Consider the following 20,659-nt stretch of genomic DNA (forward strand, 5'->3'; position numbering starts at 1 on the left):
CTCCTGAGGAAGGGGATCACCGGGGCAGGCGGTCGAAGAGGAGTTGCGGGACACCGGACACCGGGTGGGGCACCCGGTGCGCCCGGACGCCGAAGACGTCGGCCAGCAGCCCGGCCGTCAGCACCTCGTCCGGCGGCCCGGAGGCGACGAGCCGTCCGCCGTGGACGACGTACAGGACGTCGCAGTGGGTCGCGGCGAGGTTGAGGTCGTGCAGTGCGGCGAGCACGGTGAGCCCGGAGTCCCGTACCAGCGCGAGGACTTCGAGCTGCTGGCTGATGTCCAGGTGGTTGGTCGGCTCGTCCAGGACGAGCACCTTCGGCCGCTGGGCCAGGGCGCGCGCGATCAGGACGCGCTGCTTCTCGCCGCCGGAGAGGGTCAGGAAGCCGCGGTCCGTGAGGTGCCCGGCGCCGACCTGCTCCAGGGCCGCCGCGCAGACGTCGGTGTCCTCGCGGGAGGTGCGGCCGGCCGCCCGCTGGTGCGGCAGCCGGCCCATCGCGACGACCTCGGCGACCGTGAAGTCGAACTCGCCGCCCGACTCCTGCGGCAGCGCCGCCAGCCGCCGGGCGCCCTCGCGGGCGGTGAGCCCGTGCAGGTCGTCGCCGTCCAGCAGCACCCGGCCGTACGTCGGCCGCAGCGCGCGGTATACGCACCGCAGCAGCGTCGACTTCCCGCTGCCGTTGGGGCCGACGACGCCCACGAACTGCCCGCTCTCGGCCCGCAGTTCCACGTCCCGGACCAGCCGGGCGCCGGCCACCTCGACCGACAGGTCCTCGATGTCGACCCGCATCAGGCCCCTCCGAAGGTGTAGCCGCGCCGGCGCATCAGCAGGATGAAGCAGGGCACGCCGATCAGCGCCGTGATCACGCCGACGGGCAGTTCGACGGGTGCGAGCAGCAGCCGCGAGACGACGTCCACCCACACCAGCAGCACCGCGCCCAGCAGCGGCGCGACCGCGAGGACGCGGCGGTGGTCGGCGCCGACCAGCATCCGGGTGGCGTGCGGGACCATCAGCCCGACGAAGCCGATGGCGCCGCTGACGGCCACCACGGCACCGGTGACGGCCGCCACCACGACGAAGAGGACGCGGCGCCGCCGCTCGGGGTCGACGCCGAGCGCGGACGACGTCTCGTCGCCCATGGCCAGGACGTTCAGGCCGCGCGCCGACCACAGCAGGTAGCCCAGGCCCAGCAGCACGGCGCCGGCGGCGATCGGCACGGACTGCCAGCTGGCCCCGCCCAGACTGCCGAGCAGCCACATCATCGCCGAGCGGGCGGCGTCGCCGCGGTCCGCGCTGAAGACCATCAGCGTGGTGATCGCGGAGAAGCCGTAGTACATGGCCGTCCCGACCAGCACCAGCCGCAGCGGCGTCAGCCCGTGCCCGGTGCCGCGGGCCGCCGCGTAGACCAGGGCCATGGAGGCGAGCGCGGAGAGGAACGCGGCGCTGGACAGCGCCCAGACGCCGAGCGAGCCGAGCACGCCGAAGAGGAGCACCGCGTTGGCGCCGACGGCGGCGCCGGAGGAGATGCCGAGCACGAAGGGGTCGGCGAGGGCGTTGCGGACCAGCGCCTGGGTGGCCACACCGACGGCGGCGAGCCCGGCGCCGACCACGGCCGCCAGCAGGGCGCGCGGGAAGCGCAGCTCCCAGACGATGGTGTAGGCGGAGACCTCGTCCGCCTCGATGCGGCCGCCGGTCAGGCCGGCGCCCAGGTAGCGCAGCACCCGGCCCCAGCCGATGCCGGAGGAGCCGAGGGCGACGCAGCAGAGCAGGGAGCCGAGCAGGGCGACGGCCAGCCCGGCGAGCAGGGGTGGCAGCGGGATCCGCCGTGCCGGTGCGGTGGTGCTGCCGGGCGGGGCGTGAGCGGTGGTCGCCAAGGGGGACGCCTTCGGCTCGGGCCGTGGGCCCGGGCACGCGTGCCCGTAGGAGCCCCGCCGCGCCGCGGGGGCCTCCCCTCGCAGACCACGGCGAGTTGTCAGGAGCTGACACCGCCGCGGGTGATCGGGCTCGCGGAGGACTTCTCGGTCCTCCGCCTACCGTTGCGGGTCAGCGCCGGACTTCGACCGGACTTCCCCCGCGGGGCGCTTTGTGCGACAGCCGAGGGCTACGGCTGCTCGGGGTTGTACGGGGTGCCGTCCGGGCGGAAGAAGGAGACGCCGTCCGGCAGGTCGTCCGGCAGGTTCCGCGCCCACTCCTCCAGAGCGGCCACGTCGGCGGTCTTCTTCAGCTGCGCGGACATGTACGGCCGCAGCGGCACCTCGGGGGTGGCCTTCTCGCCGACCCACATCAGGTCGCCCTTGACGTACCCGTAGAGGCGCTTGCCGCCGGAGTACGGGCCGGACGCGGCGGTCCGTGCGACCGCGTCCGTGACGATGTCGATCTGCGGCTTCTTGTCGGCGAGCTCGCCGTACCAGACCTCGACGACGCCCTGGTCGCGGATCATGACGACCTCGACCTGGCGGTTCTCGTCGATCCGCCAGTAGCCGCTCTCGGTCTCCAGCGGGCGGACCTTGTTCCCCTCGGCGTCGAGCACCCAGCTGTGCGAGACGTACTCCAGGAAGTCCCGGCCGTCGTGGGTGAAGGTGACTTCCTGCCCGAAGTTGCACTTCTCGGAGCCCGGGAAGTCGGCGACGCCCGCCCCCTCCCACTTGCCGAGGAGGAAGACGAGGGGCACCAGGTCCCGGTGGAGGTCGGACGGAATCTCGATCATGGGCTCAGCTCAGACGATCTGTAGGGGGTGGTCGGGGAGGCTCAGCGCTGGCCCTGGTACAGCTTCTTCCAGGTCAGCCCGGCGAACGCGAGAACGCCGACGGCGACCAGGACCAGCAGGGTGGTGAAGACTGCCTCAAGCACGAGCGCGCTCCTCGGTCGGAGTGAGGGGTTACGGACCTGCGACGAGTCTAGTCGGCCCGGTCCGGAACGGCGGTGTGAGGTGGTACGGGACGCGTAGCGCCCCTGGGCCGGGCGCCCGGCCTAGAGTGATCCCATGCGGAAGAAGCTCGTGATCAAGGTGACGGCGGGCGCGGACGCGCCCGAGCGGTGCTCGCAGGCGTTCACGGTGGCGGCCGTCGCCGTCGCGAGCGGCGTCGAGGTCTCGCTGTGGCTGACGGGGGAGTCGTCCTGGTTCGCCCTGCCGGGCCGGGCGGCGGAGTTCGAACTGCCGCACGCGGCGCCGCTGCCGGAGCTGATCGACGGCATCCGGGCGGGCGGCGGCATGATCACCGTCTGCACGCAGTGCGCGGCGCGGCGGGGCATCGAGGAGAAGGACCTGATCGAGGGCGCGCGCATCGCGGGGGCCCAGGTCTTCGTCGGCGAGGCCATGGCGGACGGCGTGCAGGCGCTGGTCTACTGACGGCCGCTCCCCGCGGCTACTGACGGCCGCTCCCCCGGCTACTGACGGGCGCTCCCTGCGGCTACTGACCGTCCCGTTGGTCGTCGCGGCCGCGCCGGTCGTCCAGCTCGTTCCACCAGCGGTCGGACTCGGGATCGCCCGTCTCCTCGTCCCACCAGCGGTCGTCGGGGCCCCGGCGGTTGGCCACGATGGCCGCCACCGGGGGGATGACCATCGCGAACAGGCACATGCCGATGGCGGCGGGCACCGACCACAGCCGTACGACGGCCCAGGCCAGGACGAACATCCCGACGCACGTGCCCATCATGGCGAAGTACAGGTGACGCCGCCGCGCGTACATGCTTCAACGGTACGGCGGGGCACGGTCGCCGTACAGCGCGCGCGGCCGGTCCGGGGGCGCACCGGAGAGGGCGCGCCGGAGGGCCGCACCCCGCCATCAGGTCGTCCAAACCCCGGGGTGCGGCCCTCCGGCCGTCCGGCGCGCGGTGGCGCCGTGCTCAGTGGGCGTCGCCCTTGTGCGCCCTTCTACGGGCTTATACGGCGATCGCAACCTCCGCCAGTCCGCCCTCCTGGGCGACGACCGTGCGGTCGGCGGTCGCGCCGGGGACGAGGGCGCGTACCGTCCAGGTGCCCTCGGCCGCGTAGAAGCGGAACTGCCCGGTCGCGGAGGTGGGGACCTCCGCGGTGAACTCGCCGTCGCTGTCCAGCAGGCGGACGTAACCGGAGACGGGCACCCCGTCGCGGGTCACGGAACCCTGGATGGTGGTCTCGCCCTGCTTGGCCGTCGAGGCGTCGGGGCCGCCGGCCTTGGCTCCACACATGCTGCGTACCTTTCCTCGTGCGTGCTGTCGTCGAGGCTCGTGCTGTCGTCGACGTTCGTGCTGCCTCGGGCGGGTCAGTTGGCGCCGAGCTCGATCGGCACGCCGACGAGGGAGCCGTACTCGGTCCAGGAACCGTCGTAGTTGCGGACGTTGGTCTGGCCGAGCAGCTCGTGCAGGACGAACCAGGTGTGCGCCGACCGCTCGCCGATCCGGCAGTACGCGATGGTGTCCTTCGACAGGTCCACGCCCGCGCCCTCGTAGACGGCGCGGAGCTCGTCGTCCGACTTGAACGTGCCGTCGTCGTTCGCCGCCTTGGACCACGGGATGTTGCGCGCCGACGGGACGTGGCCCGGACGCTGCGACTGCTCCTGCGGCAGGTGGGCGGGGGCGAGCAGCTTGCCGCTGAACTCGTCGGGCGACCGGACGTCGACCAGGTTCAGGCTGCCGATCGCGGCCACCACGTCGTCCCGGAAGGCGCGGATCGAGGCGTCCTGCGGCTTGGCCTTGTACTCGGTGCGGGGCCGCTGCGGGACCTCGGCGACCAGGTCGCGCGAGTCCAGCTCCCACTTCTTGCGGCCGCCGTCGAGGAGACGGACGTCCTGGTGGCCGTAGAGCTTGAAGTACCAGTAGGCGTAGGCGGCGAACCAGTTGTTGTTGCCGCCGTAGAGGACGACCGTGTCGTCGTTGGCGATGCCCTTCGCGGACAGCAGCTCCTCGAAGCCCGCCTGGTCCACGAAGTCGCGGCGGACGGGGTCCTGGAGGTCCGTCCGCCAGTCGATCCGGATGGCGGACTTGATGTGGTTCTTGTCGTAGGCCGAGGTGTCCTCGTCGACCTCGACGATGACGGTCTTGGGGTCGCCTGCGTCGATGCGGGCCTGGACCCAGTCGGCGTCCACCAGGACGTCACTGCGGCTCATGCTGTTCTCCTCCGGGGCAGGTGCTGAGGTACGCCAACGGGGCGCCGGGCGCCGGCAGTCGGCGGTGATGCGGGAGGGGGCCGGAGCGGCCGGCCGATGAGGGGACGGGGTCCCGTCAGGCGCGGCGACACAGCATGGCGGCCACACGGCACAGGTCGACTGCCCGCCGCTTGGTGAGTTCCGCCTGTCGCCTCATGGTGCGATCGTAGGGACCGGGCGGGAGGGGTGTCACCGGCGTGTCGATATGTGAGACGAAACGTCTCACTTCCAGCCCGTCCGGCGATTGAGGACAAGCGGTGCAGCCGCTTTCGGGGGTCTGGGGGCGGAGCCCCCAGGAATCGGCGAAGGGGTGGGACCGGGGCGCGCCTCACCCGGCCAGCCGGACCCCTGTCCCACCCAGCGTGATCTCCACACCCTTCTCATTCGTCTCGACCTTCTCGAGCTTGATGCCCCGCGGCAGCCCCGTGATCTCCCGCTCGAAATCCGTCTTCGACCGGATCAGCCCCTCCAGCCCCGGCAGATCGGAAGGCACCTTCTCCGCGTGCACCCGCACTCGCGTGTCCCCCACCAGGCTCACCGTGGACACCACGCTCCGCTTCACCACACCCATCGGGAGCGGGATGCTGCCGGTCACCTTGACCCGGCTGGTGCCGGACGCGTCCTTGCCGCCGTAGCCGACGGTGATGCCCTGCCCGGCGATGCGGCTCAGGTCCTCGTACGAGATGTGGGCGGTGCCGGAGGCCCGGTCGGCGACCGCGGAGCTGAAGCTGCTGTCGATGCGGACGCCGTGCAGGGTCGCGTCGAAGTCACTGACCCGGATCGACTTGTCGCCCGTCCCGGCCGTCACCCCGCCGTCGAGCGAGACCTCGACCTCGTCCAGCTTGGAGTCCGCGACCTGGGTGAGGAACGGGAAGCCCTTGATGGAGACGTCGGGCTTGCCCGACATGTTCTGGCTGCTGCGTATCTTGTCGGCGGCCTCGTCCTCCACGTACCAGACCGCCACACGGTCGGCGGCGACGAAGAGGCCGCCCAGGATCACGACGATGATCAGCAGGGTGCGTATGGCGCGCATCGGGTGACGTTCCCCCAGGGTCGGTTCGGGCCTTGCCGTCCGGTGAGCCTACCCAGCCGGTCCTCAGGGCCGATGTGGTCCTGACGCCCAGGAGGACGGCGAAGGGCCGCCCCCGGTTCTCCGGGGACGGCCCACCGTGACGGGACACACGGCCCGCCGGCCGCTCGTACCGCGTCATTCGTACCGCGTCAGAAGAGCGCGCGGCCCACCACGTAGACCGCCGGCGCGGCGAGCGCCAGCGGCAGGGCGACGCCTGCGGTCATGTGCACGAAGCGCGACGGGTAGTCGTAGCTCGCCACCCGCAGGCCGGCCAGCGCGCAGACGCCGGCCGCGAGACCCAGCAGGGCCGCGGAGCCCCCGGTGTGTGTCAGCTGCCCGCCGAGCACGCCGGCGCCCGCCGCCGCGAGCAGCGCGACGACCGGGGCGGCCATCGACGGCAGCGGCAGCGCCCGCGCCAGGACCGTCGCGGCCACCGCGATGCCGCCGACCACTACCGCGTCGCGGTCCGCGGCCAGGTGGCCGGCCGCGAGGACGGCGAGGACGCTCGAACCGCCGGCCGTCGTCAGCCCGTACAGCCGCTCGTCCGGCGAGGCGTGGCTGCGCAGTTGGAGCATGACCACCAGCAGCAGCCAGACGCCCAGTGTGCCGAGCAGCACCGTGGGGGCCCGCTCGGCCTTGACGGCCAGCAGCCCGGCGTCGGCGACCAGGCCGCCCAGGAACGCCAGCGCGATGCCCTGGCGGGCGGGCCACATCCCGTTGAGCCGGAACCAGCCCGCCGCGGTCACCGCCTGGAGCAGCACGACCGGGACGACCAGGGCCGCCTGGCCCAGCGGCGCGGCGACCGCCACCAGGGCGGCCAGGACGGCCGTCAACAGCGCGGGGCGGAAGCCGGGCGACAGGATCTGCGGCCGGCCCTCCGCCTTCGCCTTCTCGGCGGCCGTCATCGGCCGCTCGGGCTCCTCGACGACGGCCGGCACCGCGGCGGGCACCGCCTCCGGCGCGGACCGCTGGTGCGGCGGCCAGGCCGCGGCGTCCGCCGCCGGGTCCGGGGCGCCGGCCCAGGCGGGGGAGTGTGCGGGGGACTGCGCGGACGGCTGGGCGGGCGGCCGCGGGGAGGTCTGCGTCCCGTACGACGGCTCCGCCACCGGCAGCTGCTGCTGCCAGGCCTGCGTGTCCCAGGTCTGCGCCTGCCAGGTCTGCGTCGGCTGGTCGTCGACGGGCGCCCAGTTCTGCTGCCCGCCGGCCGTGGGCCAGGCCGCCCCGCCCTGCTGCTGCGGATGGGCCTGCTGCGGCTGCTGGTGTGCCTGCGGTTGCTGATGCTGCTGCTGGTGCGGCTGCTGCTGGGGGTAGCCGTAGCCGTATGCGCCGCCGCTCGCCGCGCCACCGCCCGCCGTGCCGTCGCCGGCGTGCGGGTCGTAACCGGCGTAGCCGCCGTGGCCGGTGCCGCCCTGGTGCCCGGGGGCGCCGCCCTGGTACTGGCCGTGCCCGTCGCGTCCGGCGTGCCCGTCATACCCGGCGTTGCCGTCATACCCGGCGGCGCCGTCATATCCGGGGTTTCCGTCATACCCGGCGTACGGGTCCTGCGGCTGCTGGTACGGGTCGTGGTACTGGTCGCTCATCGTGCCCTCATCGTGCCGGTGTCACCCTCCTGCGAAGGGCGGGAGCACTTCGACCGTGCCGCCCTCGGCCAGCTGGACCGTGGTGTGCGCGCGGGTGCCGACCGGATCGCCGTCCACGAGGAAGGAGCAGCGCGCGAGGACCCGCGTGAACTCCGGCTGTCCCGCATGCCGCTCCCGGGCGGCGGCCAGCGCGTCGGCGAGCGTCGGAGCCGCGTAGGGCTCCTCGGCCGTGCCGGCGGCGGCCTTCGCCGCGGCCCAGTACCGGATCGTGCCCGTCGGCACCGTCCGGTCCGGCGGCCCCGGTCGTGCCGTGTCCGCGATCGCCACGGCCACCCCGCTTTCACGTTTCGGTTCCTGTGTCGGCTGCGTCGTCGCCGCTTCTTCCGCCTCCATGATGACGGGTACAGGCCCGCCCCCGGCCCCCGGTCGCGAAATCCGGACGGAATCCCCGGGAGAACCCGGAGGGAATCCCGGAGGATTCCGTCCGGGACGGGACGTGGAAACCCGGAAAAAAACCAGGGGATCGGACGAACGGCGTTCGCATAGGCTTCTCGTGTGCTGGTACGCCTACTCCGAGCTCGTCTGAAGAGCTACTCCCGCCCCTTGGCGCTGGTGGTGCTCCTTCAGCTCGTGCAAACACTCGCGACGCTCTATCTGCCCACGCTCAATGCCGACATCATCGACAAGGGTGTGGTGAAGGGCGATACCGGCTACATCCTCACCACCGGCGGGGTGATGGCCGCGGTCGCGCTCGTCCAGCTCGTCTGCTCGCTCGGCGCGGTCTACGTCGGCGCGCGGATCGCCATGGCCGTCGGCCGGGACCTGCGCGAGGCCGTCTTCGACCGGGTGCAGTCCTTCTCCGCCCGGGAGGTGGGCAGGTTCGGGGCGCCCTCCCTGATCACGCGCACCACCAACGACGTCCAGCAGGTCCAGATGCTGGTCCTGATGTCGTTCACGCTGATGGTGGCCGCGCCCATCATGTGCGTCGGCGGCATCCTGATGGCCCTCAAGCAGGATGTGCCGCTGTCCGGGCTGTTGCTGGCCATCGTGCCCGTGCTCGGCGTCGTCGTCACGCTGATCGTCCGGCGGCTGCGCCCGGTGTTCAAGGACGTCCAGGAGCGGATCGACACCGTCAACCGCGTCCTCCGCGAGCAGATCGCCGGCATCCGCGTCATCCGCGCGTTCGTCCGTGACCGGCACGAGCGCGAGCGCTTCCAGGAGGCCAACACCGCGCTGATGGACGTCTCGCTGCGCTCCGGCCGGCTGGCGGCCGTCATGTTCCCGGCCGTGATGCTGATCGTGAACGTGGCCTCGGTGGCCGTGCTGTGGTTCGGCGGGCACCGCATCGACGGCGGCGACATGGAGATCGGCGCCCTCACCGCGTTCCTCAGCTACCTGATGCAGATCCTGATGGCGATCATGATGGCCACCTTCATGTTCATGATGGTGCCGCGCGCCGAGGTCTGCGCCGAGCGGATCCACGAGGTCCTGTCCACCGAGTCCAGCGTGGTGCCGCCCGCCGCGCCCGTCACCGAGCTGCGCGGGCACGGACACCTCGAACTGCGTGACGTCGGCTTCCGCTACCCGGGCGCCGAGGAGCCCGTGCTCAGGAACGTTTCCCTCGACGCGCGCCCCGGCGAGATCACCGCCGTCATCGGCTCCACCGGCAGCGGCAAGTCCACGCTGCTGGGGCTCATACCCCGGCTCTTCGACGCCACCGAGGGCGAGGTGCTGATCGGCGGCGTCGACGTGCGCGAGGCCGAACCCGCCCTCATCGCCCGCACCGTGGGCCTGGTCCCGCAGAAGCCCTACCTCTTCTCCGGCACGGTCGCCTCCAACCTCCGCTACGGCCGGCCGGACGCGACCGACGAGGAGCTGTGGGCGGCGCTGGAGACCGCCCAGGCGCGGGAGTTCGTCGAGGCGATGGAGGACGGGCTCGAAGCGCCCATCGCCCAGGGCGGGTCCAACGTCTCCGGTGGCCAGCGCCAGCGCCTGGCCATCGCCCGCGCCCTGGTCCGCAAGCCCGAGATCTACCTGTTCGACGACTCCTTCTCCGCGCTCGACTACGCCACCGACGCCCGGCTGCGGGCGGCGCTCTCCCGGGAGACCGGGGACGCCACCGTCCTCGTCGTGGCCCAGCGCGTCTCCACCATCCGCGACGCCGACCGGATCGTCGTCCTGGACGAGGGCCGCGTCGTCGGCACCGGAACCCACACCGAGCTGATGGCCTCGAACGAGACCTACCGGGAGATCGTGCTGTCCCAGCTCACCGAGGAGGAGGCCGCGTGAGCACTCCGGCGAAGTCCGGCCCGGCGACTGCCGCCGGACCGGGGAAGCCGTCCGGGCAGCAGCCGGACGACCCGTCCGGGCAGCAGCCCGAGACGTCATCCGGCACGTCGTCCGGCACACCGTCCGGGAAGGGGGCCCCGGCCCGGCGGGGGCCCGCGCCCGCGTCCGGCATAGCCCGTTTCATGGGCGGCCAGCCGACCGAGAAGTCCGCCGACTTCAAGGGTTCCAGCCGGCGCCTGCTCGCTCGCATGGGCCCCGAGAAGCCCATGCTCTGGGCCGTGCTGCTGCTCGGCCTGGCGAGCGTCGCGCTCACGGTGGCCGGCCCCAAGGTCCTCGGCCACGCCACCGACCTGATCTTCGCCGGCGTCGTCGGGCAGCAGATGGAGGCGGGCACCACCAAGGCCCAGACCCTCGAATCCCTGCGCCACAACGGCCACGGCAACATCGCGGACGTCCTGTCCGGCGTCGACTTCACCCCCGGCCAGGGCATCGACTTCGGCGCCGTCGGCAGCGTGCTCCTGTGGGTGCTGCTGATCTACGTCGCCGCGTCCGTCTTCGGCCTCGTCCAGGCACGGGTGGTCACCGCCGCCATCCAGCGCACCGTCTTCCGGCTGCGCCAGGACGTCGAGGAGAAACTGGGCCGGCTGCCGCTGAGCTACTTCGACAAGCAGCAGCGCGGCGAGATCCTCTCCCGGGCCACCAACGACATCGACAACATCGCCCAGACCTTCCAGCAGACCCTGAGCCAGATGATGGCCTCGCTGCTGACCATGGTCGGCGTGCTCGCGGTGATGTTCTGGATCTCCTGGCTGCTGGCCCTCGTCGCACTGATCACCGTCCCCGTCTCGGTGTACGTCGCCGCCGCCGTCGGCAAACGCGCACAGCCGCAGTTCGTCGCCCAATGGGCGTCCACGGGCCGGCTCAACGCGCATATCGAGGAGATGTACACGGGCCACTCGCTGGTGAAGGTCTTCGGCCGGCAGGAGGAGTCCGCGGCGACTTTCCGCAAGGAGAACGAGGAGCTTTACCGGGCGGGTTTCAAGGCGCAGTTCATATCCGGCGTCATCCAGCCGGCGATGATGTTCGTCGGAAACCTCAACTACGTGCTCGTCGCCGTCGTCGGCGGCCTGCGGGTGGCGAGCGGCTCGCTGTCGATCGGTGACGTCCAGGCGTTCGTCCAGTACTCGCGCCAGTTCAGTCAGCCCCTGACGCAGGTCGCCTCCATGGCCAACCTTGTCCAGTCCGGCGTCGCCTCCGCCGAGCGCGTCTTCGAACTCCTCGACGCCGAGGAGCAGTCCCCGGACGCCGACGAGCGGACGCTCGGCCGGGTCCGCGGCGAGGTCGCCTTCGAGAACGTCTCCTTCCGCTACGAGCCGGACAAGCCGCTCATCGAGGACCTCTCGCTGACCGTCCGCCCCGGCCAGACCGTCGCCATCGTCGGCCCCACGGGCGCCGGCAAGACCACCCTGGTCAACCTGCTGATGCGCTTCTACGAGGTGAACGGCGGCCGCATCACGCTTGACGGCACCGACGTCGCCACCCTCTCCCGCGAGGAACTGCGCTCCCACATCGGCATGGTCCTCCAGGACACCTGGCTGTTCGGCGGCACCATCGCCGACAACATCGCCTACGGCGCCGACGGGGCCTCCGAGGAGCGCATCGTCGAGGCCGCCAAGGCCACCCACGTCGACCGCTTCGTCCGCACCCTGCCCGACGGCTACGACACGGTGATCGACGAGGAGGGCGGCAACGTCAGCGTCGGCGAGAAGCAGCTGATCACCATCGCCCGGGCCTTCCTCGCCGAGCCGGAGATCCTCATCCTCGACGAGGCCACCAGCTCGGTGGACACCCGCACCGAGGTGCTCATCCAGCAGGCCATGGCCGAACTGCGCTCCGGCCGCACCAGCTTCGTGATCGCCCACCGGCTGTCGACCATCCGCGACGCGGACGTGATCCTCGTGATGGAGTCCGGGCGCATCGTGGAACAGGGCGACCACGAGTCGCTGCTGGCGGCGGACGGCGCTTACGCGCGGCTTTACGCGGCGCAGTTCGCGCAGCCGGTGGCGGAGGAGGCGTAGGGGGCCCGGTCCCTCCCCTTCGCCGTTTCCTGGGGCTGTGCCCCAGACCCCGCTTGTCGCGGCTGCGCCGCTCGTCCTCAAACTCCCCCAGAGGGGGCGCCCCCAACGGGCTGATATAGCCGGTCCGGCGTTTGAGGACTGGGGGTGCCCCCTCTGGGGGAGCCCGCAGGGTGCTTCGGGGGTGCGGGGGCTCGCCCCCGCGAGAAACGGTGAAAGGGCGGGGCTGGGGCCTCCTACTCCCCGACCACCCACCGGGCGATCCGCCGCAGCAACGGCACCGGCGCAGCCGACTCCGCGTGCCCGAACCCCCGCTCGATCCACAGCTCCGTGGCCGCCGGATCCCCGGCCGCCGCGAGCGCCCGCCCGTGCTCCAGCGGAAAGTAAGCATCCCGATCGCCGTGCACGATCAGAACCCGCCGAGGCCCGATCAGCCGCACCGCCGCCACCGGCGACACCGGCACCGGATCCCACTCGGCGGAGTGCACCCGGGTGCGCAGCGCCCAGCGGGCCACCGCGCGCCCGGCGGGGCGGGTCACCGCCCAGTGCAGCCGCCGCATGGGGGCCGTTCCCCGGTAGAACCAGCGGGCGGGCGCGCTCACGGACACGACCATGTCGGCGTGTGCCCCCGTGCGCCCCTCGTGCTCTCGGCCGGTATCCGGGAGGTACAGGCCACCGTGGCGCAGTGCCACCGAGCCGCCCATCGAGAAGCCGACCGTCGCCACCCGCTCGTAGCCCAGCCGGCGGGCCCAGCCGACGGCCGCGGCCAGGTCCAGGACCTCCCGGTCGCCGACGGTGGAGTGACCACCCGAACGGCCGTGTCCCCGGAAGGAGAACGTGATCACGGCCGTGTGCTGGGCGAACACCGCGGCCGCCCGGCGCAGGGCGGGCCGGTCGAGTGCTCCCGTGAAGCCGTGCGCGAGCACGACGGCCGGGGGCCGCGGGCCCTTCCCGGACGGGGGCGGTCCGGGCTGGTGGGCGGCCTCCACCCGCACGCCGTCGGCTGTCAAGAGGACGATGCGATGACCACCCGAAGTGATCGACGAAACACAAGGTCGGGCAAAGTCGTCGGCGCCCGGGAAAGTCATGTGGGCTATTCTGCTGCGCAGAGAGGATCCGGGCAGAGTCGCCCCCGGGTCCTTTTGTGCATTCGGACGTGCGCGCCCCGCGGACGACCGGGCGCACGCGTGCTTCCGGGCGCGCACCCGCACACTCCCCCAGCACCACGCCTGGGTGGTACCCCCGTCGCAGGGACCGAGGAGGAACCGACGCCATGGGCGAGCGAAGCGCGCACGACAGGAACGGCAGCACTGCCGGCAGGCCGGGGGAGAGGACGGACAACGGGGCGGGTGACCGTCGATGAGCTCCCTCCTGCTGCTGACCAACGCCCTCCAGCCCTCCGCCGAGGTGCTGCCCGCGCTCGGGCTGCTGCTGCACAGCGTCCGCGTCGCCCCCGCCGAGGGCCCCGCGCTCGTGGACGTGCCGGGGGCCGACGTCATACTGATCGACGGCCGGCGGGACCTCCCGCACATCCGCAGCCTCTGCCAGCTGCTGCGCTCCACCGGCCCCGGCTGCCCGCTGCTCCTCGTCGTCACCGAGGGCGGCCTGGCCGCCGTCACCGCCGACTGGGGCGTGGACGACGTCCTCCTCGACACCGCGGGCCCCGCCGAGGTGGAGGCCCGGCTGCGGCTGGCCATGGGCCGGCAGCAGATCTCCACGGACGACAGCCCCATGGAGATCCGCACCGGCGACCTGTCCGTGGACGAGGCGACGTACAGCGCCAAGCTCAAGGGGCAGGTGCTGGACCTCACCTTCAAGGAGTTCGAGCTGCTGAAGTACCTGGCCCAGCATCCGGGCCGGGTCTTCACCCGGGCGCAGCTCCTCCAGGAGGTGTGGGGGTACGACTACTTCGGCGGCACCCGGACCGTGGACGTCCACGTGCGGCGGCTGCGGGCGAAGCTGGGGCCCGAGCACGAGTCGCTGATCGGGACCGTCCGCAACGTCGGCTACCGGTTCGTGCTGCCGGAGAAACCGGACAAGAACGAGAAGACGGACGCTCCCGCGCCGACGGCCGAACGGGTGGCGGAGCCGCCGGCCCGGACCCCCGCCGCGGAGCCGCCGGCCCCCGGCCGAACAAAGAGTCCGCGACCGGCCAAACGGTAGGTGGACCCGCGTAGACTGCCGCGCGTGGCCAAGGTGACGCGGGACGATGTGGCGAGACTGGCGGGGACATCCACCGCGGTGGTCAGCTATGTCATCAACAACGGACCGCGCCCGGTGGCACCGGCGACGCGGGAGCGGGTGCTGGCCGCGATCAAGGAGCTCGGCTACCGGCCGGACCGGGTGGCCCAGGCGATGGCCTCCCGCCGCACGGACCTCATAGGCCTGATCGTCCCGGACGCCCGCCAGCCCTTCTTCGCGGAGATGGCGCACGCGGTCGAACAGGCCGCGGCCGAGCGCGGCAAGATGGTCCTGGTCGGGAACTCCGACTACCTCGACGAACGCGAAGTGCACTACCTGCGGGCCTTCCTGGGCATGCGGGTCTCCGGCCTCATCCTGATCAGCCAGGGCCCGAGCGAGCACGCCGCCATAGAGATCGACGCGTGGGACGCCCGCGTGGTCCTCATGCACCGCCGCCCCGACGCGATCGACGACGTCGCCGTGGTGACGGACGACATCGGCGGCGCCCAGCTCGCCACCCGCCACCTCCTGGAGCACGGCCACCCCTACGTCGCCTGCCTCGGCGGCACCGAGCACACCCCGGCCGTCGGCGACCCGGTCACCGACCACGTCGAGGGCTGGCGCCGGGCCATGCGCGAGGCCGGCAAGTCCACCGAGGGCCGGCTCTTCCACGCCCCCTACAACCGCTATGACGCCTACAAGGTGGCCCTGGACCTGCTGTCCGGCCCGGACCGCCCGCCCGCCGTCGTCTGCGCCACCGACGACCAGGCCATCGGCGTGCTGCGCGCGGCCCGGGAGCTGCGCATCGACGTCCCCGGCGAGCTGGCCGTCGCCGGCTTCGACGACGTCAAGGAGGCGGCGCTCACCGACCCGCCGCTGACCACCGTGGCCTCCGACCGGCAGGCGATGGCCCGCTCGGCCGTCGACCTGGTGCTGGACGACGGCCTGCGGTTCGCGGGGACCCGGCGGGAGCGGCTGAAGCAGTTCCCCTCGGCGCTGGTCGTCCGGCGGTCGTGCGGGTGCGGCGGGGAGTAGGGAACCTCCTCCTCCGGGGCCCCGGCACCGGGTGCGCGGCCATCGCAGGCCGCGCCACCACTTCCGTCCCGATCTTTCCTGCCTTCGCTGCTTCTGCGGCTTCTGTCGCCCCCGCTGTCGCCAGGGCAGTCGGCGTTCCCGCGGTCGCCGGTGCCCCCGACGCCCCGCGCTCGTCCCGTTCACGGCCGCAGCCGTGCCTGGACGAGGGCCTGCGAACCGTCCGTGCGCCACGTCGGCCGCGCGGCGTCCAGCCGGTCGACCGTCTCCTTCGGAAGCCCCACGGCCACCTCGGACTTCAGGGTGCGCAGCGCGACGAGCGAACCCGGCACACCGGCCACGGCGTCCGCGAACGGAAGGTCCGCGGGCCAGGCGCGGTCGCCCACCAGCCGCCGGTAGTTGAGGTCGCCCTTGACCACCCACAGGGCGGCCGGGGCGAGGGCGGCGCGGAGGTCGGCGGGCATGCTGTCGAAGCCGAGGGGCGAGCAGTGGAAGGCGTGGGTGGTCTGCCGGAGCCGGCCCGTCGCGGCGGCGTCCCGCAGGCGCCGGGCCGCCGCCCCCGCCTCGTTCCGGAAGGCGGCCATGCGCACCAGACAGTCCCGGACGTCCGAGGCCGTGGCGTCGGAGACGTAGTACGGCCGCGGTTTGACGTGCAGGACCACGGACGCCGTGCGCCCGGTCGTCAGCAGGTGGTCCGCGAGGAGGAGGTCGGCGAGCAGCTCCCGGCCCGCGTTGTCGAGGACCAGGTGGACGTCGCCCGGCGGGCGCCGGCTGACGTGTCTCCAGAGCGCCTCGACGTCGTCCGCGAGGAGGGGGACGCCGGAGCCGTCCGTACCGTCCGGGGCGTCACCGTCCGCAGGGTCGGTGACCGCCCGCACCAGCCGGAACCCGAGGTCGGCGCGGTTGCCGTAGAGGGAGGCCAGGACCAGGGCGCGGAACGCCTCGTCGGGCGGCGTGCCGGCGAGTCCGTCGAGCCAGGCGGTGTCGGACTCCAGCCCGGGGTCCGCCAGCTCGGCGCTCTTCATGGGCGCGAACGGGTCGACGCCCTGCCACGGGCCGGGGGAGAAGTAATCGACGCACTCCAGCAGGCGTAGGTAGAAGTAGCTCTCCGCCCACAGGAACGGTGCCTCGCTCCACGGCCGGCCGAACCGGCGCCGGTCCCGGGCCGCCCACGGAGCGACCGCGGCCGTCTCCGGCGTCGGCGGCCGGACCCTGCCCGTGCGCGACTCGTCCAGCAGGGCCTCCAGGCGGGCGCGCTGCTCCGGCCCGTACGGATTGCCCTCGCACAGCCGCCGGACGAGGGCGGGGTGCCGTTCGTGGAACACCCCCCAGCCGTACTCGCCGGGGTCGGCGATGCCGTAGGCGGGGGCCGTGCCGTTCGCGTCCGTCGGTGTCGTCGTCATCGCCGTCATCGTCCTCGCTCCTTGAATGCTTCGGGCGCACGTGGGTGCTGCCGGGAACGCCGTGTGGGTGGGCGGAGGGAGATCGGGGAGCGGCCCGGCCCTGTGCTCCCGGAGCCGTCCTGCCCCTCCGCAACATCAGGATGCCCGGCGGAAAGCGCCGTATCGCCCGTTCGGCCCATGAGGGAACCCTGTCAGGGGCGCTCGGGGTCGCCGTCGCGCCGTCCCATGCCGCCCCATGCCGTCCCGGCCGAATCCGGCGGCCCGCCGCGCCACCTGCGACCCACCCGCGCCCCACCCGCGCCCCCGCCCGTGCCTCGGGCCTTTATCCGGACCGCACACCCTTCTGGCGAGCTTCTCAGCGCTCACTCAGACTGTTCTCATGAACAGGGAGGACAGTCATACATATGACGACGGAGAACCCCCGCCCGAGCGGTCACCAGCATCCTGAGTCCCCCCGCGCCTACCCCGCCCCGCCGGTTCACCCGCCCCAGGGCCCGGTGAGCACGCCGGACGGCTCCACGGTCTGGCCCGGCGGCACCCACGGGCACGACCCTTACGGGAGCGGCCCCTACGGGTCCGGCGCCCACTCCGCCGAAGCACACCCCTCCGGCGCTCACCCCGCGGGCGCCCATTCCGCCGACATGGACGTCACCGGCCCGTACCCCGCCGGCACGTACGCCACCGGCGTGCACCGCGCCGGCCCGGGCGGCGGCCCCGGCGGTCCGGCCGGTCCGGCAGACCTCATAGGACTCGCAGACCCCGCAGGCCCCGCAGCCCCCGCCGGCCCCCTCGGCCCCGGCGGCTACGCCGGATTCGGCACCCCCGCTCCGTCCCCCGAGCCACACCGCCGGCGCCGGAGCGCCCGTACCCTCATCGCGACCTGCGCCCTCGTCGCCGCCCTGGTCGGCGGCGGATCCGCCGCGCTGGTCTCGGGGCTGACGGGTGGCGGCGACGACCCCGGCCGACCGACCCCGGTGCAGAACGCGGCCAGCCGCAGCGCGGGCGTCACCGCCGTCGCGCAGGCCGTCAGCCCCAGCATCGTGGAGATCAAGGCGGCCACCTCCGGCGGCCGGTCCACCGGCTCCGGCGTGATCGTCAGCGCGAACGGCGAAGTGATCACCAACAACCACGTCGTCGCCGGCGCGGACACCGTCCAGGTCACCCTGCACGACGGCACGACCAAGAACGCCAAGGTCGTCGGCACCGACCCCGGCAAGGACCTCGCCCTCCTCAAGATCGACGGAGCGAACGGGCTCAAGCCCGCCAAGCTGGGCGACTCCGGCAAGCTCCAGGTCGGCGACCAGGTCGTCGCCATCGGCTCGCCCGAGGGCCTGACCGGCACCGTCACCAGCGGGATCGTTTCCGCTCTCAACCGCGAGGTCACCGTCCCCAAGGAGCAGGGCGGCGGCCAGGGCGGCGGGCGGCAGCGCGGCAACGGCCCCCAGTGGCCGTTCGAGTTCGGCGGCGAGCAGTACAACGGCGACACCGGCTCGTCCAAGACCACCTACAAGGCGATCCAGACCGACGCCTCCCTCAACCCGGGCAACTCCGGCGGCGCGCTCATCAACATGAACGGCGAGATCGTGGGCATCAACTCGGCCATGTTCGCGCCCGGTTCCGGTGGCGGCGGCGGATCGTCCGACTCCGCGGGCAGCGTCGGCCTCGGCTTCGCCATCCCGGTCAACGACGTCAAGGCCGATCTGGCCGGTCTCCGCGCGGGCGGCAGCGGCGACTGAGCCGCGCCGCACAGCGTGGGAAGCTGAGGTGCCGACAGACCGGCCGCCGGCCGCCGGCCGCCGAGGTGACCGCCGAGCCGGGACGGGTGCCGGGAGATGCCCGGGCGCCCGCCGAAAGAACACGTGAGGAACGTCGATGAGCTCCGCCGACCCGTCCGCGTCCACGACCGCGCACGCCGCCGCGCCCACCCGCATCCTGGTCGTCGACGACGAGCCCGCCGTCCGGGAGGCGCTGCGCCGCAGCCTCGCCTTCGAGGGCTACGGCACCGAACTGGCCGTCGACGGCCTGGACGCGCTCGCCAAGGTCACGGCGTACGAGCCCGAACTGATCGTTCTCGACGTGCTCATGCCCCGCATGGACGGCCTCACCGCCGCCCGCCGGCTGCGCGCCGCCGGCGTCACCACGCCCATCCTCATGCTCACCGCCCGCGACACCGTCGGCGACCGCGTCACCGGCCTCGACGCCGGCGCGGACGACTACCTCGTCAAGCCGTTCGAACTCGACGAGCTGTTCGCCCGCATCCGCGCCCTGCTGCGCCGCAGCGCGTACACCGCCCCCGCCGCGCCCGAGGAGACGCACGTCCTCACCTTCGCCGACCTGCGCATGGACCTCGCCACACGGGAGGTCGCCCGCGGTGCCCGCCATGTGGAGCTGACCCGCACCGAGTTCACCCTCCTGGAGCTCTTCCTCGCCCACCCCCGCCAGGTGCTCACGCGGGAGCAGATCCTCAAGCACGTCTGGGGCTTCGAGTTCGAGCCGTCGTCCAACTCCCTGGACGTCTACGTGATGTACCTGCGGCGCAAGACCGAGGCGGGCGGCGAACCGCGCCTCGTCCACACCGTGCGCGGCGTCGGCTACGTCCTCCGGGCGGACGACGCCGTGAAGGCGGACGACGCTGTGAGGGCCCACGGCGCCGCAAGGGCGCACGGCGCGGAACGGGCGGACGGCGTCGAATGATCAAGCGTTTCCGCCGGCTCCCCCTCCGCTCCCGGCTCGCCCTCCTCACGGCCGCGGCCGTCGCCGTCGCCGTCGCGGTGGCCGCCGGAGCCTGCTGGATACTGACCAAGGAGCAGCTCGAACAGCAGCGGGACACCACGCTGACCCGGCAGAAGGTCGCCGACGACTACGTCCAGGGGCTGCTCGACCGGTGCGGCACCCGCGTCCCCGACAAGCTCGTCTCCCCGTCCCCGTACACGATCCAGGCCGTCACGGCCGACGGCGTCGCCTGCACCCAGCTCGGCCGGTCCCCGGTCCGCGTCGGGGTCGAGGACCTGGCCGTCGCCACCGGGCGGCTGGACGACACCCTGCACGACGCGCGGGCCGACGACGGCACCGAGATGCGCGTCGCCACCTCCCGGGTGACGCCCGGGATCGCCGTGATGATCGCCCAGCCCGTGAGCGACATCGACCGGCCCATGAACGCGCTCGCCATCGTCCTCGTCGTCACCGCCGGCATCGGTGTCCTCGGCGCGGCGGCCATCGGTCTCGTCATCGCCCGCGCGGCGCTCCGCCCGGTGGACCAGCTCACCGGCGCGGTCGAACACATCGCCCGCACCGAGGATTTGGCCGTCCGCATCCCCGCCGAGGGCGAGGACGAGATCGCGCGGCTCTCCCGCTCCTTCAACTCCATGACGGCCGCGCTCGCCTCCTCCCGGGACCGCCAGCAGCAGCTCATCGCCGACGCGGGTCACGAGCTGCGCACCCCGCTCACCTCCCTGCGCACCAACATCGACCTGCTCGTCCGCAGCGAGGAGACCGGCCGGGCCATCCCGCCCGAGGACCGCAAGGCGCTGCTCGGCAGCGTCAAGGCGCAGATGACCGAACTGGCCGACCTCATCGGCGACCTCCAGGAGCTCTCCCGTCCCGACAGCGCCCCGGGCGCGGCCCCGGTCCAGGTCGTCGGACTGCACGAGGCGGCGGCGCGGGCCGTCGAACGCGCCCGGTTGCGCGCCACGGGGCTCACGGTGACGGCCGCGCTCGACCCCTGGTACGTCCGCGCCGAGGCGCCCGCGCTGGAGCGCGCGATCGTCAACCTGCTGGACAACGCGGTGAAGTTCAGCCCGCCCGGCGGGGAGATCGAGGTCCGGCTGTCCGGCGGCGAGCTCACCGTCCGCGACCACGGCCCGGGCATCCCGGCCGAGGAACTCCCGCACGTCTTCGACCGGT

The 20,659-nt window shown here is 73.0% G+C and carries 19 protein-coding genes and 1 riboswitch; of the genes, 8 read left to right on the forward strand and 11 right to left on the reverse strand.

What is annotated here, in order from left to right; all coding sequences use genetic code 11:
* Nucleotides 1–16: 16 nt before the first annotated feature.
* The 3 genes from JNW98_RS07300 to JNW98_RS07310 form a co-directional block, all read right to left on the reverse strand.
* On the reverse strand, nucleotides 17–787 hold the full coding sequence (locus JNW98_RS07300) for an ABC transporter ATP-binding protein (protein WP_223767261.1): 771 nt from the start codon (nucleotides 785–787) through the stop codon (nucleotides 17–19).
* A complete protein-coding gene (locus JNW98_RS07305; protein ID WP_223767262.1) occupies nucleotides 787–1,872 on the reverse strand; it encodes a FecCD family ABC transporter permease in 1,086 nt (361 codons plus the stop codon). Before JNW98_RS07305 ends, JNW98_RS07300 begins: the two co-directional genes overlap by 1 nt.
* A 98-nt stretch (nucleotides 1,873–1,970) precedes the next feature.
* Nucleotides 1,971–2,122, reverse strand: a riboswitch (cobalamin riboswitch).
* Nucleotides 2,100–2,705 carry a heme-binding beta-barrel domain-containing protein gene (locus tag JNW98_RS07310; protein WP_223767263.1) on the reverse strand — a complete coding sequence of 202 codons (606 nt, stop codon included), beginning with the start codon at nucleotides 2,703–2,705 and terminating at the stop codon, nucleotides 2,100–2,102. Its footprint overlaps the riboswitch before it by 23 nt.
* 276 nt (nucleotides 2,706–2,981) lie before the next feature.
* Between JNW98_RS07310 and JNW98_RS07315 the strand changes: the two genes are divergently transcribed.
* Nucleotides 2,982–3,347 carry a DsrE family protein gene (locus JNW98_RS07315; RefSeq protein WP_223767264.1) on the forward strand — a complete coding sequence of 122 codons (366 nt, stop codon included), beginning with the start codon at nucleotides 2,982–2,984 and terminating at the stop codon, nucleotides 3,345–3,347.
* A 61-nt stretch (nucleotides 3,348–3,408) separates the two neighbouring features.
* On the opposite strand, the gene JNW98_RS07320 is transcribed toward JNW98_RS07315, so the two are convergent.
* From JNW98_RS07320 to JNW98_RS07345, 6 genes are all read right to left on the reverse strand, one after another.
* Nucleotides 3,409–3,687, reverse strand: a complete 279-nt coding sequence (locus tag JNW98_RS07320; RefSeq protein WP_004949158.1) for a DUF3099 domain-containing protein — start codon at nucleotides 3,685–3,687, stop codon at nucleotides 3,409–3,411.
* A 193-nt stretch (nucleotides 3,688–3,880) separates the two neighbouring features.
* On the reverse strand, nucleotides 3,881–4,168 hold the full coding sequence (locus JNW98_RS07325) for a DUF1416 domain-containing protein (RefSeq protein ID WP_223767265.1): 288 nt from the start codon (nucleotides 4,166–4,168) through the stop codon (nucleotides 3,881–3,883).
* 74 nt (nucleotides 4,169–4,242) lie between these two features.
* Nucleotides 4,243–5,085, reverse strand: coding sequence for a sulfurtransferase (locus tag JNW98_RS07330; protein ID WP_223767266.1), 843 nt, complete (start codon nucleotides 5,083–5,085; stop codon nucleotides 4,243–4,245).
* A 367-nt stretch (nucleotides 5,086–5,452) separates the two neighbouring features.
* A complete protein-coding gene (locus JNW98_RS07335; RefSeq protein WP_223767267.1) occupies nucleotides 5,453–6,157 on the reverse strand; it encodes an LmeA family phospholipid-binding protein in 705 nt (234 codons plus the stop codon).
* 188 nt (nucleotides 6,158–6,345) lie between these two features.
* On the reverse strand, nucleotides 6,346–7,776 hold the full coding sequence (locus JNW98_RS07340; RefSeq protein ID WP_223767268.1) for a hypothetical protein: 1,431 nt from the start codon (nucleotides 7,774–7,776) through the stop codon (nucleotides 6,346–6,348).
* A 21-nt stretch (nucleotides 7,777–7,797) separates the two neighbouring features.
* Entirely contained in the window at nucleotides 7,798–8,058 is a 261-nt protein-coding gene (locus JNW98_RS07345) for a MoaD/ThiS family protein (RefSeq protein ID WP_223767280.1), read from the reverse strand.
* A gap of 273 nt (nucleotides 8,059–8,331) precedes the next feature.
* Here JNW98_RS07345 and JNW98_RS07350 point away from each other — a divergent pair, with 273 nt between their 5' ends.
* The gene (locus JNW98_RS07350) at nucleotides 8,332–10,065 is read left to right on the forward strand and encodes an ABC transporter ATP-binding protein (protein ID WP_223767269.1); all 1,734 of its coding nucleotides are present in this window, start codon (nucleotides 8,332–8,334) and stop codon (nucleotides 10,063–10,065) included.
* 182 nt (nucleotides 10,066–10,247) lie between these two features.
* On the forward strand, nucleotides 10,248–12,143 hold the full coding sequence (locus tag JNW98_RS07355; RefSeq protein WP_223767281.1) for an ABC transporter ATP-binding protein: 1,896 nt from the start codon (nucleotides 10,248–10,250) through the stop codon (nucleotides 12,141–12,143).
* A gap of 233 nt (nucleotides 12,144–12,376) precedes the next feature.
* Here the strand turns inward: JNW98_RS07355 and JNW98_RS07360 are convergent, their stop codons facing one another.
* Nucleotides 12,377–13,228 (reverse strand): alpha/beta hydrolase, encoded by an 852-nt coding sequence (locus tag JNW98_RS07360; RefSeq protein WP_263420510.1) that lies wholly within the window; start codon nucleotides 13,226–13,228, stop codon nucleotides 12,377–12,379.
* 271 nt (nucleotides 13,229–13,499) lie between these two features.
* Here JNW98_RS07360 and JNW98_RS07365 point away from each other — a divergent pair, with 271 nt between their 5' ends.
* Together JNW98_RS07365 and JNW98_RS07370 are read left to right on the forward strand one after the other, a co-directional pair.
* Entirely contained in the window at nucleotides 13,500–14,303 is an 804-nt protein-coding gene (locus tag JNW98_RS07365; protein ID WP_223767270.1) for a response regulator transcription factor, read from the forward strand.
* 24 nt (nucleotides 14,304–14,327) lie between these two features.
* On the forward strand, nucleotides 14,328–15,356 hold the full coding sequence (locus JNW98_RS07370; protein WP_223767271.1) for a LacI family DNA-binding transcriptional regulator: 1,029 nt from the start codon (nucleotides 14,328–14,330) through the stop codon (nucleotides 15,354–15,356).
* A 179-nt stretch (nucleotides 15,357–15,535) separates the two neighbouring features.
* Here the strand turns inward: JNW98_RS07370 and JNW98_RS07375 are convergent, their stop codons facing one another.
* The gene (locus JNW98_RS07375; protein WP_223767272.1) at nucleotides 15,536–16,765 is read right to left on the reverse strand and encodes an ARMT1-like domain-containing protein; all 1,230 of its coding nucleotides are present in this window, start codon (nucleotides 16,763–16,765) and stop codon (nucleotides 15,536–15,538) included.
* A gap of 395 nt (nucleotides 16,766–17,160) precedes the next feature.
* On the opposite strand from JNW98_RS07375, the gene JNW98_RS07380 reads away from it, so the two are divergent.
* From JNW98_RS07380 to JNW98_RS07390, 3 genes are all read left to right on the forward strand, one after another.
* Entirely contained in the window at nucleotides 17,161–18,492 is a 1,332-nt protein-coding gene (locus JNW98_RS07380) for a S1C family serine protease (RefSeq protein WP_223767273.1), read from the forward strand.
* A 136-nt stretch (nucleotides 18,493–18,628) separates the two neighbouring features.
* Nucleotides 18,629–19,450, forward strand: coding sequence for a response regulator transcription factor (locus JNW98_RS07385; protein WP_223767274.1), 822 nt, complete (start codon nucleotides 18,629–18,631; stop codon nucleotides 19,448–19,450).
* Nucleotides 19,447–20,659, forward strand: a 1,213-nt coding sequence (locus JNW98_RS07390) for a sensor histidine kinase (RefSeq protein ID WP_223767275.1), incomplete at its 3' end; no start/stop codon positions are given. The genes JNW98_RS07385 and JNW98_RS07390, both read left to right, overlap by 4 nt.

Origin of the sequence: Streptomyces huiliensis, assembly GCF_020037025.1 — a bacterium.
Taxonomy (GTDB): domain Bacteria; phylum Actinomycetota; class Actinomycetes; order Streptomycetales; family Streptomycetaceae; genus Streptomyces; species Streptomyces huiliensis.

Bases quoted from the DNA above. Each gene is read 5' to 3' on its own strand.
- JNW98_RS07375 (WP_223767272.1), bottom strand. From the start codon at position 16,765: ATGACGGCGATGACGACGACACCGACGGACGCGAACGGCACGGCCCCC.
- JNW98_RS07380 (WP_223767273.1), top strand. From the start codon at position 17,161: ATGACGACGGAGAACCCCCGCCCGAGCGGTCACCAGCATCCTGAGTCC.
- JNW98_RS07315 (WP_223767264.1), top strand. From the start codon at position 2,982: ATGCGGAAGAAGCTCGTGATCAAGGTGACGGCGGGCGCGGACGCGCCC.
- JNW98_RS07320 (WP_004949158.1), bottom strand. From the start codon at position 3,687: ATGTACGCGCGGCGGCGTCACCTGTACTTCGCCATGATGGGCACGTGC.
- JNW98_RS07360 (WP_263420510.1), bottom strand. From the start codon at position 13,228: ATGACTTTCCCGGGCGCCGACGACTTTGCCCGACCTTGTGTTTCGTCG.
- JNW98_RS07300 (WP_223767261.1), bottom strand. From the start codon at position 787: ATGCGGGTCGACATCGAGGACCTGTCGGTCGAGGTGGCCGGCGCCCGG.
- JNW98_RS07385 (WP_223767274.1), top strand. From the start codon at position 18,629: ATGAGCTCCGCCGACCCGTCCGCGTCCACGACCGCGCACGCCGCCGCG.
- JNW98_RS07340 (WP_223767268.1), bottom strand. From the start codon at position 7,776: ATGAGCGACCAGTACCACGACCCGTACCAGCAGCCGCAGGACCCGTAC.
- JNW98_RS07355 (WP_223767281.1), top strand. From the start codon at position 10,248: ATGGGCGGCCAGCCGACCGAGAAGTCCGCCGACTTCAAGGGTTCCAGC.
- JNW98_RS07310 (WP_223767263.1), bottom strand. From the start codon at position 2,705: ATGATCGAGATTCCGTCCGACCTCCACCGGGACCTGGTGCCCCTCGTC.
- JNW98_RS07365 (WP_223767270.1), top strand. From the start codon at position 13,500: ATGAGCTCCCTCCTGCTGCTGACCAACGCCCTCCAGCCCTCCGCCGAG.
- JNW98_RS07330 (WP_223767266.1), bottom strand. From the start codon at position 5,085: ATGAGCCGCAGTGACGTCCTGGTGGACGCCGACTGGGTCCAGGCCCGC.
- JNW98_RS07325 (WP_223767265.1), bottom strand. From the start codon at position 4,168: ATGTGTGGAGCCAAGGCCGGCGGCCCCGACGCCTCGACGGCCAAGCAG.
- JNW98_RS07335 (WP_223767267.1), bottom strand. From the start codon at position 6,157: ATGCGCGCCATACGCACCCTGCTGATCATCGTCGTGATCCTGGGCGGC.